The sequence below is a fragment of the Sphingobium sp. PNB genome, from assembly GCF_019873065.1.
GTDB classification, from domain to species: domain Bacteria; phylum Pseudomonadota; class Alphaproteobacteria; order Sphingomonadales; family Sphingomonadaceae; genus Sphingobium; species Sphingobium fuliginis.
This window is the reverse complement of record NZ_JAINEZ010000108.1, coordinates 1-14,468: the sequence shown is the minus strand read 5'-3', so window position 1 is coordinate 14,468 and position 14,468 is coordinate 1. Positions and strand designations below refer to the sequence as shown.

At 63.5% G+C, this 14,468-nt stretch carries 15 protein-coding genes and 4 tRNA genes; 7 read left to right on the top strand and 12 right to left on the bottom strand.

The genetic code is table 11. From position 1 onward, the window contains the following. Nucleotides 1–7: 7 nt before the first annotated feature. The 4 genes from K7W03_RS23880 to K7W03_RS23865 all read right to left on the bottom strand — a co-directional run bounded on the left by K7W03_RS23880 (nt 8) and on the right by K7W03_RS23865 (nt 1,596). Nucleotides 8–84: transfer RNA gene (locus K7W03_RS23880), tRNA-Asp, on the bottom strand. A gap of 81 nt (nt 85–165) precedes the next feature. Further along, nucleotides 166–242: transfer RNA gene (locus K7W03_RS23875), tRNA-Asp, on the bottom strand. Nucleotides 243–323: 81 nt separating this feature from the next. Next, a tRNA-Asp gene (locus tag K7W03_RS23870) sits at nt 324–400 on the bottom strand. Nucleotides 401–441: 41 nt separating this feature from the next. Further along, nucleotides 442–1,596 (bottom strand): AI-2E family transporter, encoded by a 1,155-nt coding sequence (locus tag K7W03_RS23865; RefSeq protein WP_044662553.1) that lies wholly within the window; start codon nt 1,594–1,596, stop codon nt 442–444. Nucleotides 1,597–1,769: 173 nt separating this feature from the next. Between K7W03_RS23865 and K7W03_RS23860 the strand changes: the two genes are divergently transcribed. Then, nucleotides 1,770–2,237: a hypothetical protein gene (locus K7W03_RS23860; RefSeq protein WP_222887520.1), complete on the top strand. Its 468-nt coding sequence runs from the start codon at nt 1,770–1,772 to the stop codon at nt 2,235–2,237. A gap of 74 nt (nt 2,238–2,311) precedes the next feature. On the opposite strand, the gene K7W03_RS23855 is transcribed toward K7W03_RS23860, so the two are convergent. Both K7W03_RS23855 and K7W03_RS23850 read right to left on the bottom strand, forming a co-directional pair. Then, nucleotides 2,312–3,058 carry a glutaminyl-peptide cyclotransferase gene (locus tag K7W03_RS23855; protein WP_222887519.1) on the bottom strand — a complete coding sequence of 249 codons (747 nt, stop codon included), beginning with the start codon at nt 3,056–3,058 and terminating at the stop codon, nt 2,312–2,314. Further along, the gene (locus K7W03_RS23850; RefSeq protein WP_222887522.1) at nt 3,055–3,792 is read right to left on the bottom strand and encodes a YgfZ/GcvT domain-containing protein; all 738 of its coding nucleotides are present in this window, start codon (nt 3,790–3,792) and stop codon (nt 3,055–3,057) included. Before K7W03_RS23850 ends, K7W03_RS23855 begins: the two co-directional genes overlap by 4 nt. A 62-nt stretch (nt 3,793–3,854) precedes the next feature. On the opposite strand from K7W03_RS23850, the gene K7W03_RS23845 reads away from it, so the two are divergent. Further along, nucleotides 3,855–5,180, top strand: coding sequence for a dihydroorotase (locus tag K7W03_RS23845; RefSeq protein WP_222887518.1), 1,326 nt, complete (start codon nt 3,855–3,857; stop codon nt 5,178–5,180). Here the strand turns inward: K7W03_RS23845 and rarD are convergent. Together rarD and K7W03_RS23835 are read right to left on the bottom strand one after the other, a co-directional pair. Next, entirely contained in the window at nt 5,177–6,043 is an 867-nt protein-coding gene (gene rarD, locus K7W03_RS23840) for an EamA family transporter RarD (protein WP_076605722.1), read from the bottom strand. The genes K7W03_RS23845 and rarD overlap by 4 nt on opposite strands. A gap of 41 nt (nt 6,044–6,084) precedes the next feature. Continuing rightward, nucleotides 6,085–6,306 (bottom strand): hypothetical protein, encoded by a 222-nt coding sequence (locus K7W03_RS23835; protein WP_025550926.1) that lies wholly within the window; start codon nt 6,304–6,306, stop codon nt 6,085–6,087. A 160-nt stretch (nt 6,307–6,466) separates the two neighbouring features. Here K7W03_RS23835 and K7W03_RS23830 point away from each other — a divergent pair, with 160 nt between their 5' ends. Beyond that, nucleotides 6,467–7,162, top strand: coding sequence for a hypothetical protein (locus K7W03_RS23830; RefSeq protein WP_048575886.1), 696 nt, complete (start codon nt 6,467–6,469; stop codon nt 7,160–7,162). A 57-nt stretch (nt 7,163–7,219) separates the two neighbouring features. Here K7W03_RS23830 and K7W03_RS23825 read toward each other — a convergent pair whose 3' ends face one another. From K7W03_RS23825 to thyA, 4 genes are all read right to left on the bottom strand, one after another. Further along, nucleotides 7,220–8,506, bottom strand: a complete 1,287-nt coding sequence (locus K7W03_RS23825) for a dihydrolipoamide acetyltransferase family protein (RefSeq protein ID WP_222887517.1) — start codon at nt 8,504–8,506, stop codon at nt 7,220–7,222. Nucleotides 8,507–8,515: 9 nt separating this feature from the next. Further along, nucleotides 8,516–9,520: an alpha-ketoacid dehydrogenase subunit beta gene (locus K7W03_RS23820; RefSeq protein WP_222887521.1), complete on the bottom strand. Its 1,005-nt coding sequence runs from the start codon at nt 9,518–9,520 to the stop codon at nt 8,516–8,518. Between the two features lie 50 nt (nt 9,521–9,570). Continuing rightward, a complete protein-coding gene (locus tag K7W03_RS23815) occupies nt 9,571–10,866 on the bottom strand; it encodes a 3-methyl-2-oxobutanoate dehydrogenase (2-methylpropanoyl-transferring) subunit alpha (RefSeq protein ID WP_025550933.1) in 1,296 nt (431 codons plus the stop codon). Between the two features lie 107 nt (nt 10,867–10,973). Continuing rightward, nucleotides 10,974–11,909, bottom strand: a complete 936-nt coding sequence (thyA, locus tag K7W03_RS23810; RefSeq protein WP_222887516.1) for a thymidylate synthase — start codon at nt 11,907–11,909, stop codon at nt 10,974–10,976. A 156-nt stretch (nt 11,910–12,065) separates the two neighbouring features. Between thyA and K7W03_RS23805 the strand changes: the two genes are divergently transcribed. From K7W03_RS23805 to K7W03_RS23790, 4 genes are all read left to right on the top strand, one after another. After that, nucleotides 12,066–12,359 (top strand): JAB domain-containing protein, encoded by a 294-nt coding sequence (locus tag K7W03_RS23805; RefSeq protein ID WP_048575889.1) that lies wholly within the window; start codon nt 12,066–12,068, stop codon nt 12,357–12,359. A 104-nt stretch (nt 12,360–12,463) separates the two neighbouring features. After that, nucleotides 12,464–12,540: transfer RNA gene (locus K7W03_RS23800), tRNA-Pro, on the top strand. Between the two features lie 375 nt (nt 12,541–12,915). Next, nucleotides 12,916–14,025, top strand: a complete 1,110-nt coding sequence (locus tag K7W03_RS23795; protein WP_222887515.1) for a site-specific DNA-methyltransferase — start codon at nt 12,916–12,918, stop codon at nt 14,023–14,025. A gap of 37 nt (nt 14,026–14,062) precedes the next feature. Then, the coding region (locus K7W03_RS23790) for a transposase (RefSeq protein ID WP_222887514.1) at nt 14,063–14,468 on the top strand (406 nt) is incomplete at its 3' end.

Genomic DNA, 14,468 nt, shown 5'->3' with positions numbered 1-14,468 from the left:
AGGAAAGTGGCGCGAGTGACGGGGCTCGAACCCGCGACCTCCGGCGTGACAGGCCGGCGCTCTAACCAACTGAGCTACACCCGCGCAGGGCGGCATCTTGGATGACCTCAATGGCCACCAGACGATGCTGATCTGGAAAACCTTCCACTTCCCCCTTGAGGAAAGTGGCGCGAGTGACGGGGCTCGAACCCGCGACCTCCGGCGTGACAGGCCGGCGCTCTAACCAACTGAGCTACACCCGCGCAGGGCGGCATCTTGGATGACCTCAATGGCCACCAGACGATGCTGATCTGGAAAACCTTCCACTTCCCCCTTGAGGAAAGTGGCGCGAGTGACGGGGCTCGAACCCGCGACCTCCGGCGTGACAGGCCGGCGCTCTAACCAACTGAGCTACACCCGCGTTCGGTGTGGGCGGGCATCTATGCGGCCCCGTTCCCCCTGTCAACTGCCTGCAACATCAGTTTCACGGCTTTCGTCATTTTCTTTGCGCGGGTCGACCGTCAGCGTGCCGCGCTCGAACAGGAAACCGGCGATGTCCGGTGTTCCGGCCGCCGACACGACTGTCTGGATGATGATCAGCAACGGCACGCCCAGCAAGGCGCCCGGGGTTCCCCACACCCACCCCCAGAAGGTCAGCGACACCAGAATCAGCAGGGGGTTCATGGTGAGCCGCCGTCCCAATATCGTCGGCGTGATGACATTGGCCTCCACCAGATGGAATCCGACCTGCAAGGCCGCGGGCAGCAGCGCCTTCCACACATCGTCGAACACCATGAGCCCGCCGAGCGCCAGCAAGGCGGCCGCCAGCATCGGCCCGAAATAGGGAACGAAATTCAGCAGCGCGACAATTCCGCCCCACATCAGCGGCGAAGGCATGCCGATCAGCCACAACGCCAACGCCACCGCCAGGCCAAGGCACAGGTTGATCGTCGCGATGGTGAGGACATAGGCGGATGTCGCGTCGACCACATTCTGGATCACCCGCGCCACCGCCATTGCGCCATCGAAACTGCCCCGGCTGTTGATCGTCCGCCGCCGCAGTCGCGTCCAGCCGGCAAGGAAGAAATAGATGATGAGCAACGCGAACACCATCTGGATGATCGCCGCTGGGGCGGAGGTAGCCGCGAACTGCAGGAGCGATCGGGGCGCATCCACCGCCGCCGTCTGCGCCGCCGCCACCGGCCCGGTCGCCAGCATCTGCACCGTTTCGTCGACGAAGCGCTGAAGCTGCGAATAGAAATCGATCAACGGAGCGAGATTATTCTGTATCTGGGGAAGGCGCTCGGGCAACAGCCGGAACCAGTCGGCCGCCGGGACGACGATCAGCACGAGGGCGGTATTCGCCACCAGCAGGAAGGCGATCACCGCCATCAGCGCCGCCAGTGCGGAGGGGACGCGCCGCCGCTCCATCCATTCCAGGAACGGAACCAGCGCAATGGCGATCACCAGCGCGGCGGTCAGCGGCAGGAAGAACTCCGCCCCCTCCCTCAAGGCGAAGGGCAGCGCCAGGACCAGCCCGATTCCTGTCGTCAGCGCGATCGACGCCAGCAAGCGGTCCCGCCGCCGGTTGATCTCCTGCTGTTCCTGGGGTGTCACGCCTGAAATGTCCTTGCCCGCCGCCCTTTTTCTGCACCGGCGGCACCGGTCCGTCAATTTAGGCCCGACGATTTACATCAGCGAAACAGGCCGATAGCAAGGGAAACAAGACCTTAACCAAATCTTCGGCACCTGCTGCCACATTCGGCCGGGAAACAGCTTGGGGGACTGGGATGAAATTGGGGGCTTGGCTCGTCGCTCTCGCCTGCACGGCGACGCCGCAGCTTGCGTCGGCACGGCAGGAGATCCGTTTGGAGCGGCAGATGTTCGTGGAGCGGGTCAGCACCGACGTCAACGGCCGCGCCCGCCGCGTGCTGGAAAGCGCCGACCGTGCAGGATCGGGCGACCAGCTTATCTTCGTCGTCAACTGGCGCAATGAGGGCAACCGTTCGGTGCGCGGCCTGGCCGTCACCAATGCCGTGCCGCGCGGTACGCAACTCGACCTCAGCGATCCGGCCATGCAGGTTTCGGTGGATGGGGGTGCTCATTGGGGGCGCCTTGCCGACCTCTGGCTGCCAACGCCGCTGGGCGGAACCCGTCGGGCCGTGCCTGCCGACATTACCCATGTCCGCTGGACCGTGCTGGACGAGATTTCACCGGGGGAGAGCGGCCGGCTAAGCTATCGGGCTACTGTTCGTTAACGGTACGGCGATCCGGGTGTAATTGGCCAATAGGCGCCCTTACCGCCCCGCTCCCAATACGCCCGCCACCCAATTCATTTCCCGATCCTGATCTCGAACAGCCTGGCCCAGTTCTTGCCTGTCACGAACAGCCGGTCGGTCTTCGCGTCATAGGCGATGCCGTTCGCCACCGCCTCGCTGTCCTTCGCGCCGCTCGCCTTCAGGAGCGGCGCGATGTCGAGCCAGTCGATTACCGCGCCCGTGCGCGGATCGATCCGGACGATATGGGTGTCGTACCAGATATTGGCCCAGATCTCGCCCTTCACATATTCCAGTTCATTGAGCCGCTCCACCGGGCGGCCGTTCCATGTCACCGTGATCCGGCGCTCTTCGGTCAGCCCTTCGGGGTCCAGGAACCGCAATTGCGCAGTGCCGTCACTCATGATGAGGCTGCGCCCATCCTGCGTCAGCCCCCAGCCTTCCCCTTCATAACGGAACTGGGAAACCGGCGAAAAATCATCGAGCTTCCAGACAAAACCCTGCCGATGCCGCCAGGTCAGGCTGATCAGCCGATCCTTCCAGTTGACGATGCCTTCCCCGAAATAAGGGCGAGGAACGATCCGGCGGTTCAGCACCTTGCCGCTTTTGGGATCGACCTTCCGAATCTCCGACTCGCCTTCCAGACCCGTGCTCTCGTACAGGGCGCCGTCATGGTAGAAGAGCCCCTCGGTAAAGGCGCCGGGATCGTGCGGATAGCTTCGGACGAGCGTCCAGCGCGTTTCCGCCTGAGCGGGAACGATGAGCAGCCACGCGCCCAGCAGCGCGAAAAGCGCGCGCTTCATCCGGCGGCCTGGTCCGCCACGGCGCCGGCTAGCCAGCCGGGCAGGAACGCGGGATCGACATCCTCCACCCGCCGCAATTCGATGGAGAGGCCAAGATCGGCCAGCGCGGCCTTCTGCCGTTTCTCGTCAGCCTGCGCCAGCGGCACCGCGACCAGGCGCCGGTTCACCTTGTTGCGATAATGCATGCGGGCGGTATTTTCCTGCCCGACATAGCATCCCTTGTCATAATCGACCCCGCCCAGTTCGCCGGCATTGGTTTCCAGCCATAGGATCTGGTCCTGTCCCAGTTCGCCCACCCCCTCGAATATGCCGAGCGACAGCCGGTGCGCCCGAAATGCCGCCGAAGCATCGCCCTCATCCGGCGGCGCGATCCAGCGATGGCCGAGTTGCGACAGACGTGGGTCGAAAGGCTTGCCGGACGCCTCCAGCGCCCAATGCGCCGCCAGTTCATCGGCCCGAGCAATGGCGACCTTGCGCCGCAGCCGGTAAATCGTCAGACGCTTCGCCAAGGCTTCCGCCTGACTCGCCTCGCAATCGATCAGCACATCCTCGCCATCCGCCCACAGGATGAAGTCGAACAGCGCCTTGCCCTGTGGCGTCAGCAGCGCGGTCCAGCGCGGTTCGCCTTCCTTCAGCCCCAGCACATCGCGGGTGAGCAGGCCCTGAAGGAAGCTTTTCGCCTCCTCGCCGGAAATTCTGAGGAGAGCGCGGTTGGTAAGGGTGGTGCCGGTCATCGGCTTTAGGTAGGACAATCGCCCATCATATCCAAGCCCACCCCCAAGCTGGCGAGACCGACATGACTTTCGACCTTCTCCTCAAGAACGGCACCGTGCACACCCCCGGCGGGGCGGAAAGCGTGGATGTGGGCGTGCGCGGCGGCAGGATCGTCGCCATCGGCACGGCGCTGGGCGACGCAGCAGAGGTGATCGACTGCACCGGTCTGGACGTGCTGCCCGGCTGCATCGACAGCCAGGTTCATTTTCGCGAACCGGGGCTGGAGCATAAGGAAGACCTGGAATCGGGCAGCCGCGCCGCGGTGCTGGGCGGCGTCACCGCCGTGTTCGAAATGCCGAACACCAACCCCAATACCGACACCGCCGATCGCGTGCACGACAAGCTGAAGCGCGCCCATCACCGCATGTGGTGCGACCATGCCTTCTATGTCGGCGCCACCGCCGACAATGCCGAGCGGTTGAAGGAGCTGGAGCGGATTCCCGGCACGTCGGGGGTCAAGATCTTCATGGGCGCCTCGACCGGCAGCCTGCTGGTCGACGATGACGACGCCCTGTCGCGCGTGCTGGCCAGCGGCACCCGCCGCGTCGCCATCCATGCCGAGGATGAGGCGCGGATGAACGCCCGCAAGGATCATCGCGTGGAGGGCGACCCGTCCTCCCACCCCGTCTGGCGCGACGATGAAAGCGCGATGATCGCGACGAAGCGGATCATCGACCTTGCCCGCAAGGCCCGCCGCCGCATCCATATCCTGCATGTGACGACGCCCGCCGAACTGGAATATATCGCCCGTCACAAAGACATAGCGACCTGCGAGGTGACGCCCCAGCATCTGACCCTGGCGGCGGAGGACACCTATCCCCGCCTTGGCACCTATGCGCAGATGAACCCGCCGATCCGGTCCGGCGCGCATCGCGACGGTCTGTGGCACTGGCTGAACCAGGGCGTGCCCGACGTGCTGGGCAGCGACCATGCCCCCCACACGATCGAGGAGAAGGCGAAACCCTATCCCGGCTCGCCCAGCGGCATGCCGGGCGTCCAGACGCTGGTCCCGCTGCTGCTCAACCATGTGGCGGAGGGACGGCTGTCGCTGCGCCGCTTCATCGAACTGACCTCCTCCGGACCCCAGCGCGTCTTCGGCCTGGTGGGCAAGGGCCGCATCGCCCTAGGCTATGATGCCGACTTCACCGTGGTGGACCTGAAGAAGCGCTGGACCATCGGCAGCGACTGGCTGGCTTCGCGCTGCGGCTGGTCGCCCTTCGAGGGCATGGAACTGACCGGCAAGGCCATCGGCACCATCATCCGCGGGCATCGCGTGATGTGGGAGGACGCACTGGCCAACCAGGCGGTGGGCGAGCCTGTCCGGTTCGAGGCGACCGAGTTCGCCTAAACCGTAGCCAGGCGATTGCGGCGGGCAGCGGTCAGGCCGTCCGCCGCGAACAGGATGAGGCTGAGCCAGATCAGCGCAAAGCTCGCCATCTGGCCCGCCGTCAGCTTTTCCCCGAACAGCAATATGCCGCACAGGAACTGCAGGGAAGGCGCCAGATATTGCAGCAGGCCGAGCGTCGCCATGGGCAGCCGGTGGGCGGCGGTCGCGAACAGCAGCAGCGGCGCCGTCGTTACCGCGCCGGCGGCGATCAGCAGGATGGTGGTCGGCATGTCCTGCCCGAAGCCGACGCCGCCATGCCCCGACAGCCAGAACAGATAGGCCATGGCCGGCGGCATCAACAGCAATGTCTCGACACCCAGCCCCACCATCGGCGCCACCGGCGTCAATTTCCGGATCAGCGCGTAAAAGGCGAAGGTCAGCGCCAGCGCCACACTGATCCAAAGCGTCGTGAGGGCGGTCGCCGCCATGATGGCGACCCCGACCGCGGCTATTCCCACCGCCGCCAACTGCCCTCGCCGCAGTCTTTCGTGGAGCAGCAGCACGCCCAGCCCGACGGTGACCAGCGGATTGAGGAAATAGCCCAGGCTGGCGGCAAGCACATGCCCGGCGTTCACCGCCCAGACATAGGTCAGCCAGTTCATGCCGATCAGGACGGCCGATGCGGCGAGGGCCGAAAGAAGCCGCCGGTCGCGCAATATCGTAACCAACTCGACAAGGTTGCGCCGCATCAGCAATAGCGCCAGGATCAACAGCAGCGACCAGAGCACGCGCTGGCTGACGATCTCCACCGCATTCACATGATGCAGCAGCTTGAAATAGATCGGCAGCAGCCCCCAGGCGCAGTAGGCGGCCACCGCCGCGATGAGGCCGTGGCGGGCCGCCTGTTCCGATGGCGGGGAGGATTTCAGAGGATGCCTCCGCCCAGGAACAGCCGCAGCGCACCGAAGGCCGCCACGACCAGACAGAAATTGCGCCCGCCATTCCTGGTCGAGAACATGCCGACAAAGGCGCCCAGCAGCGCGACCGGCACCAGCAGCCAGTTGAGCGCTCCCAGCAGCGGAAAGACCGCCGGGATCATCAGGATCAGGGTGACGAGGCCGATCAGAGCTGACAGGATATTGAGCATGGTTGCACAAATGGCGTGTCGACAGGGCCAGGGCAAGGCGGACGGCCGGGCCAGTTGGCAGAGACTGGCCCGCCCCAGGATTGAATTTTCGGATTCACCAATACCCCTAACGGAAAATTAACCTTTGCTCTTCATCCCCTGTTTACGAAGGAGTGAAGCCATGGCGCCTGTTCGATCTTTCTATGTTCTGGCGATGCTTGTCGCCCTGCCGCTGGCGGGTTGCGGCAAGAAGGAGGATGATCTGAACGCGCTCGACGCCCAGCTCACCAATAATGCGGTGGACGCGCTCGCCAACCAGATCGTGGTCGATCCGCGGCTCGCCGGCCAGCCGCAGCGTACCGCCAAACTCCCTGCGCTGAAGGGCGAGGCTGCCGCTGCGCTGGCGGCATCCGTCAAGCTCGCCGGCGGCACGCTGCTCGCCACGCCTGCGCCGGCCGAAGGGGAGGCCAAGGAATCCGAATCGTCGCTCGCCGCCGTCGCCAGCGAGCAGAAGAAGCCGGGCGGCAACGCCTTCTGCCGCGAGCGGCTCATCCATGGTGCGCAATGGGCCAGCCGTCTGCCGGAACCGTTCACCGTCTATCCGGGCGCGCAGCTGACGGAAGCGGCGGGCGCGGAAAAGGACGGATGCACGCTGCGCGCGGCGACATTCGTGACCCCTGTTCCATGGCAGAGCGTGATGGACTTCTACTATACCCAGGCGCGCCGCGCGGGTTTCGATGCCGAACACAAGGTTATGGGCGGCGACCATGTACTGGGCGGCTCGCGCAAGGATGACGGCAGCGCCTTCCTGCTCCTGTTCACGCAAGCGGCCGACGGCAAGACGAGCGTGGACGTGCTGGCGGACAACGGCCGATAAGGGGGCCGGCAGCCCGGAGAAGGCCGCATTCCGCCATCCCTCACCACCACCAACAGCCTAATCCGCGAACAGCAGGACAGGCGTTTCCAGCAACTTCCGCACCGCCTGGACGAAGCTCGCCGCGTCCCAACCGTCGACCACCCGATGGTCGCAACTGATCGACAGGTTCATGAGCTTGGCGGGCACCACTTCACGGCCCCGGAAGACCGGCCGCTCGATAATGCGATTCGGCCCGATGATCGCCACTTCCGGCCGGTTGATGACCGGCGTCGTCGCCACCCCGCCCAGCGGCCCCAGCGAGGTGAGGGTCAGCGTCGAGCCGGACAGTTCCTCCGACTTCGCCTTGCCCGTGCGGGCCGCGTCGGCCAGCCTTTTTATCTCCGCCGCGAGCTGCCAGACATTGCGGTCCTGCGCATCGCGGATCACCGGTACCATCAGCCCAGCGTCGGTCTGGGTCGCAATCCCCATATGCACGGCGCCATAGCGCGTCACCACGCCCGCCTCATCGTCATAGCGCGCGTTCAGCATGGGAAATTCGGGCAGGGCGCGGCAGATCGCCACGATCAGCAGCGGCAGCAGGGTGAGCTTCGGCTTGTCGCCGCGATGGGCATTCAGTTGCTCGCGGGTTTCCTCCAGCGCGGTGACGTCGATCTCCTCGACATAGGAGAAATGCGGGATGGCGCGTTTGGAGGCGGCCATGTTCTCCGCGATGCGGCGGCGCAGGCCGATGACCTTGACCTCCTCGTCGGCGCGCCTTTCTGAGCGCCCGGCCGGCCGATAGCCCTGCCCCGATCCGTAAAGGAGAAAGGCGTCGAGATCGGAATGGCGGATATGATCGCCGCTCGGCTTCACCTGGGAAAGGTCGATGCCCAGTTCCCTGGCGCGGGCCCGAACGGCGGGCGAAGCCAGCACATCGGCCTTCGCAGCCGTCCTCCCCTGCTGGGAGAGGTTAGCGGAGGGCATGGGCGCGGCCGGCCTTTCCTCAGCAACGGCTGGGGCAGGATCGCCCCGCTCGCCGCCCTCCCCCGCCGCTTCAGGCAGGGGCTCCGTGATCGCGGGCGGCGGAGCTGCCTCGACATTGGGAGCAGACGCTTCGCCCTCTCTTTCCGTCTCGATCTCCACCAGCATGGAACCGATGGCGATCTGCTGTCCCGGCTCCCCGGCCAGCCGGACCACCGTGCCGGCAACCGGCGATTCCATTTCCACCGTCGCCTTGTCGGTCATCATGTCGGCGATCGGCTGGTCTTCCTCGACCCGGTCGCCGACCTTCACATGCCAGCCGACGATCTCCGCTTCCGCAATGCCTTCACCGATGTCCGGCAACCTGAACGTAAAAAGCGCCATGACAGCCCCTCAATCCTTCAAAATCTTGTTGATGGCCTCGCGAATTCGCACCGGGCCGGGGAAATAGGCCCATTCCAAACTGTGCGGATAAGGCGTGTCGAAACCGGTGACGCGCTCGATCGGCGCTTCGAGATGGTAGAAGCACCGCTCCTGCACCTGCGCCATCAATTCCGCGCCAAAGCCGCTTGTCCGCGTGGCTTCATGCACGATCAGGCAACGCCCGGTTTTCCGCACCGACCGCTCGATCGCCTGGATGTCCAGCGGCACCAGCGTGCGCAGATCGAGGATTTCCGCATCCACGCCCATTTCGGCAACCATATTCTCGACCACATGAACCATCGTGCCATAGCAGATTATGGTCAGCGCCTCGCCCGCCCGCGACACCCGCGCCTCGCCCAGGCTTATGCGATAATAGCCCGTCGGCACCTGCGCCTGCGCATGTCCCGCCCAGCTCTTGGCCGGCGCGTCGTAATGCCCGTTGAACGGCCCGTTGTAGATGCGCTTGGGTTCGAAGAAGATCGTGGGATCGTTATCCTCTATGGCCGCGATCAACAGGCCCTTGGCGTCATAGGGCGTCGACGGGATCACCGTCTTCACGCCCGACACATGGGTGAAGATGCCTTCGGGCGACTGGCTGTGCGTCTGCCCGCCGAATATGCCGCCGCCAAAGGGCGAGCGCACCGTCATGGGCGAGATGAACTCCCCCGCCGAGCGGTAGCGGAGCCGCGCCGCTTCCGACACAAGCTGGTCCAGCGCGGGATAGATATAGTCGGCAAACTGGATCTCCGGCACTGGCCTCAGGCCATAGGCGCCCATGCCCACCGCGACGCCGATAATGCCGCATTCGGTGATCGGCGTATCGAACACGCGATTCTTGCCATATTTCTGCTGCAAGCCCGCCGTTGCGCGGAAGACGCCGCCGAAATAGCCGACATCCTCGCCCATCACGACCACGTCGGGGTCGCGCTCCATCATCACGTCCAGAGCGCTGTTGATCGCCTGGATCATGTTCATCTGCACCGTATCGCCGTGGGTTTCCGTAACCGCTTCGCTCATCATGTCGCTCACAGGCCGGCCGCCTTCCATTCGTCGAGCATCTGCTGCTGCTGCTCGCGCAGGTGCCAGGGCATTTCCTCGAACACATCCTCGAACATCGATTCCATCGGGTGGTGCAGGCCGTGGCCGAGGATGCCGTTCTTCTCCGCCTCCCGCGCCGCGTCGCGGACCGTTTCGGCCAGTTCCCTGTCCATCGCCGCATGCCGCTCCTCGTCCCAGATGCCGAGCGCGATGCAATGTTTCCGCAGCCGTGCGATGGGGTCGCCCAGCGGCCAATGGCTCGCCTCATCGGCGGAACGATAGGCGCTGGGATCGTCCGACGTGCTGTGCCCCTCGACCCGATAGGTGAAATGTTCGATCAGGGTCGGGCCCGCATTGGCCCGTGCCCTGTCGGCGGCCCAGCGCGTCGCGGCATAGACCGCCAGCGCATCGTTGCCGTCGACCCTGAGGCCGGCAATGCCATAGCCGATGGCCCGCGCCGCGAAGGTCGTCGCTTCGGCGCCCGCAAAGCCCGAAAAGCTGCTGATCGCCCACTGGTTGTTCACGACATTCATGATCACAGGCGCGCGATAGACGCTGGCAAAGGTGCAGGCGGAATGGAAGTCGCCCTCCGCCGTGGACCCTTCCCCGCACCAGGTCGCCGCGATCCGCGTATCGCCCCGCGCCGCGCTGGCCATGGCCCAGCCAACCGCCTGCGGATATTGGGTCGTGAGGTTGCCGGAAATGGAGAAGAACCCCGCCTCCCGCGCCGAATACATGATGGGAAGCTGGCGCCCCTTCAGCCTGTCGCCCTTGTTCGAATAGATCTGGTTCATCATGTCGACGATGGGCCAGCCACGGGCGATCAATATGCCCTGCTGGCGATAGCTGGGGAAGCACATGTCGTCGCTGGCCAGTGCAGCCGCGGCGCCGATCGACACGGCTTCCTCACCCGTCGACTTCATGTAGAAGCTGGTCTTGCCCTGCCGCTGCGCGCGGAACATGCGCGCGTCGAACGCCCGGGTCAGCGCCATGGCCCGCAGCATCTTCAGCAGCGTTTCGGGCGGCAGCTTCGGATCCCAGGGGCCGACCGCCGCGCCTTCCTCGTCCAGCACCCGGACCAGCCCATAGGCAAGGTCGCGCATGTCGCCCGGCTGCGCGGTCTCGTCCGGCCTTGGCTGCGCACCCGCGGGCGGAATGTCGAAATCGCTGAAATCGGCGGTGTCGCCCGGCCTGAATTTCGGCTCCGGCACATGCAGCCGAAGCGGCGGCAGATTACGCCCCGCCCCTTCCATTCCGGCGTCGGAATCGATCCGGTCGCTCATCCTGCCTCCTTTTGTGCATTGCAATAATATTGCTCAGTGCAATTATTATATTACAACACCCGCAAAGGCAAGCCTTACTGACCCATTTGGCCGCGCCTCGTCCTCCGCTAGACGGCGACGGGGGCGGCGATATGCCTTTGCGGCGCATAATCGACCACTTCGAAATCCTCGATCCGATAGTCGAAAATGCTCGAAGGCCGACGGTTGATCCGCAATTTGGGGCTGCCCGATGGAATTCGGTCGATCTGCTCCTCAACCAGCGCGGCATGGTTGAGGTAGAGATGCACGTCCCCGCCCTGCCAGACGATCTCGCCTGCCTCCAGTTCGCATTGCTGCGCCAGCATCCGGGTGATCATCGACAGGCCGAAGATATTGAAGGCGAATCCCAGCCCCAGATCGCAGCTCCGCTGGAACAGCAGCCCATTCAGGCGCCCGTTCGCCACCTGGAACTGATAGGTCATGTGGCAGGGCGGCAGCGCCATGCGCGATACTTCCGCCACGTTCCAGCCAGTGAACAGCAAACGCCGCGATCCGGGACTGGTCCGGATCGCTTCGACCAGATCGGCAATCTGGTTATGTCCCTGCGCGGCTCGGCGGTAGAGCCCGTCCCCGACCTCCTCATAGCGCGGCCAATTCACCCATTGCGCGCCATAGACCGGCCCCAGATCGCCCCAACGCGCCGCGAAAGCCTCATCCTCGACGATCCGCGCCTCGAACGCATCGCGGTCGATCTCCTCGCCCGTGGCCCGGCGATAGCTGTCGAGCGGCCAGTCGGTCCAGATATGCACGCCCTGCCGCACCAGTTCGCGAATGTTGGTGTCGCCGGTCAGGAACCAGAGCATCTCCCGCGCCGCGACTTTCCAGTAGACCCGCTTGGTGGTGAGCAGCGGCACCGCATCGTCGGCCAGGGAGAAGCGCATCGTCGCGCCCAATATCGACCGCGTGCCCACGCCCGTCCGGTCGATCCGCTCATCCCCATGCCGCCAGATCTGCCGCATCAGGTCCAGATATTGCTGCTCATAATGGGGCGGGAAGGATGCCATGCGGACACTTTCATGATTCTGGCGAATGTCCCCTCCTGTAGCGAAGCGGCCCGCCGACGCCAAATGCTGCGAAACGGATCAAATTGTCCGCCATCCGGTCGGAAAGGGATCAGCCTTCCCCTACCGCTCACGCGGCGCAAGCCCATTCTGCCGCGCATGCGTGAATGCGTTTCCCTAAACCTCCTCGTCCTGGACGAGGAATGGCGCCCACTCCACCGGCTGCGCGCCGATCAGGACTGGCACTGCACCGTGGGCGCGCTGCTGCGATGGGAAAGCCATTGGCTGGCGATCGAACAGCAACGGCCGGGCAGCCCCCTTCCCCGCTGGGCCGACATCCGGCTGACCCGGACCCTGTCGAAACGCCTGCGGCCGATCGAGATCGCGCTGGCGGACCATGTGATCCACACCGGAAAAGGCCGTTTCAGCTTCCGCCAGGCGGGGCTTTTATAGGCTGCCCAAAAAAAACCGCATCGGCCGCTTGCCAGCCGGAAAAGCCGCCTCTATAGGCTGCGGCCTGCCCAGCGGGACCGCCTCGAAACGGACCCGCTATCGGTCGGGGAGTAGCTCAGCCTGGTAGAGCACTGTCTTCGGGAGGCAGGGGCCGGAGGTTCGAATCCTCTCTCCCCGACCATTTACTTTTTATCTCATTAAATCAAGCAATTAGGCGCGCAGCTCCAAAGGCTGCGTAGCACTGAAACGTAGCACGGGCTGAGATGCCGTAGTGAGGCAAGCAGTTCCATAACTGCGGTAAACTGATCTGGTATGAACTCGCTCTTTTGTTCGTCGCAGAGGGAAATCCGCACCCTATCTGCGCCAACATTATATCGTTGCACCCCGCTAGACGTTCTCATTATGTTCTTTAGGGTCACAGGCTTGCGTAGTGACCGAGATTCATTGGGCGATTGCTGGCACCCCTTAAAGCTAAGGCAGTAATTTATTCCGCCCCTTCAACGACGGATGCTATGCGACTGATTACCAGCGCCGAATCGAGAAGTTACGAGCCCCTATGAATTACGATGAGCTGCCCCGCTCCGCCTTGATCCGTTTGCTCCAAGAACATGATGAAGCTCTTCATCAGGCGGGCAAGGACGGCATAGTCATGAATTACTCGGGGCGCACGGCTCCATGGCAGATTACGCGTCTTGTTAAACCGAAAATAAGTAGCATTTCGAAGAAGCTGTCTTGTGGCGATGAGGCTGCACAGTGTGAGAACGAGATATGGGACGGCGAAAATCTCTCCACCATGGTCAGCCTCTACAGGCACAGGGGGAAAGTTGACCTGATCCTTACCGATCCACCCTATAATACCGGTTCCGATTTTCGGTATAACGACAAGTGGGACCAAGACCCAAATGATCCGGATTTGGGCGAGCTGGTCGCCGAGGATGATGGCTCTCGGCACAGCAAATGGCTCAAATTCATGACACCGCGTATCTGGATGATGAAGGAGACGTTGCGGCCGGGTGGTGTCATGGCAATCTGCATCGACCACCGGGAGCTTTACCGCCTTGGGATGTTGATGGACGAAATTTTTGGTGAAGAAAATCGCTTAGCCATCATAAATTGGCAAAAAACGGCTGCGCCCCGACCCGATAAGTCACACGTATCTACATCGACTGAATACGTACTGGTCTATGCAAAAGACTTAGCTAAGGCGCGGACACTCTCTGCTGCCAGAACGGAGCAGGATAATAAGCGTTATTCTAATCCTGACAACGATACCAAAGGTATTTGGCGTGAAGGAAATCTGACAGCTCGCAGCCCTTCATCAAAGGACGAATACGGAATCCAGTCTCCGTTTACGGGCGAGGTTCACTATCCGGCTGGTCATGGGTCATGGCGTCATCCTAAACGGAACATAAAAGGCTGGCTCCAAGAGTGGGGAGCGACCTATGAAGAGCGCGACATCGGAGATGGCCGCGCCCCCGCGTTGATGGTCAAAGGGGCTGTGGTCAACAAGGTGTCAGCAGCAGTTACCAAGAAGGCCTTGGCGCGCCTAGCAAAGCCGGAATGGCCCTTTGTTTGGTTCGGTCGCGATGGTCAAGGTCGCCCCCGCGTGAAAACGTATTTAGGGTCCAAACCCAATCATCCTCTTGAAAATCGGCACGCACATTGATTCAGGGGGGCTCCGCTGAAGCAGGAGGCCCTTGGATATGTCGCGTTCGTTGTTCTGGCTGTCGGATGAGGCGTGGGCGGCGATAGAGCCTCATCTGCCGCAGAACCAGCCGGGAGCGCGGCGGGTCGATGACCGTCGGGTGATCTCCGGCATCGTGCACATGCTCAAGTGCGGCGGCCGCTGGGCCGACTGTCCTTCCGAATACGGCCCTGCGACCACGGTCTACAACCGTTGGAACCGGTGGAGCCGCCGGGGCATCTGGACGCGCATCCTGGCGGCGCTGACCGAGGAGGGCTGGATTGCGGAGACTGGCCAGATCGACAGCAGCTACATCAAGGCCCACCGCAGCGCCGGTGGGGCAAACGTATGGCTCGCCCCGTCGGCAAGCGGTTTGTGTCTGATGATCTGGTCAGTCTGCGAAAACGTATCCGGCCTTTCAGCAT

Coding starts and splice junctions, on each gene's coding strand:
- K7W03_RS23815 (WP_025550933.1), bottom strand. CDS start 10,866: ATGAGCGACCGGATCGATTCCGACGCCGGAATGGAAGGGGCGGGGCGT.
- K7W03_RS23835 (WP_025550926.1), bottom strand. CDS start 6,306: ATGCTCAATATCCTGTCAGCTCTGATCGGCCTCGTCACCCTGATCCTG.
- K7W03_RS23860 (WP_222887520.1), top strand. CDS start 1,770: ATGAAATTGGGGGCTTGGCTCGTCGCTCTCGCCTGCACGGCGACGCCG.
- K7W03_RS23805 (WP_048575889.1), top strand. CDS start 12,066: ATGCGTGAATGCGTTTCCCTAAACCTCCTCGTCCTGGACGAGGAATGG.
- K7W03_RS23850 (WP_222887522.1), bottom strand. CDS start 3,792: ATGACCGGCACCACCCTTACCAACCGCGCTCTCCTCAGAATTTCCGGC.
- K7W03_RS23820 (WP_222887521.1), bottom strand. CDS start 9,520: ATGAACATGATCCAGGCGATCAACAGCGCTCTGGACGTGATGATGGAG.
- K7W03_RS23825 (WP_222887517.1), bottom strand. CDS start 8,506: ATGGCGCTTTTTACGTTCAGGTTGCCGGACATCGGTGAAGGCATTGCG.
- K7W03_RS23855 (WP_222887519.1), bottom strand. CDS start 3,058: ATGAAGCGCGCGCTTTTCGCGCTGCTGGGCGCGTGGCTGCTCATCGTT.
- thyA (WP_222887516.1), bottom strand. CDS start 11,909: ATGGCATCCTTCCCGCCCCATTATGAGCAGCAATATCTGGACCTGATG.
- K7W03_RS23845 (WP_222887518.1), top strand. CDS start 3,855: ATGACTTTCGACCTTCTCCTCAAGAACGGCACCGTGCACACCCCCGGC.
- K7W03_RS23795 (WP_222887515.1), top strand. CDS start 12,916: ATGAATTACGATGAGCTGCCCCGCTCCGCCTTGATCCGTTTGCTCCAA.
- K7W03_RS23830 (WP_048575886.1), top strand. CDS start 6,467: ATGGCGCCTGTTCGATCTTTCTATGTTCTGGCGATGCTTGTCGCCCTG.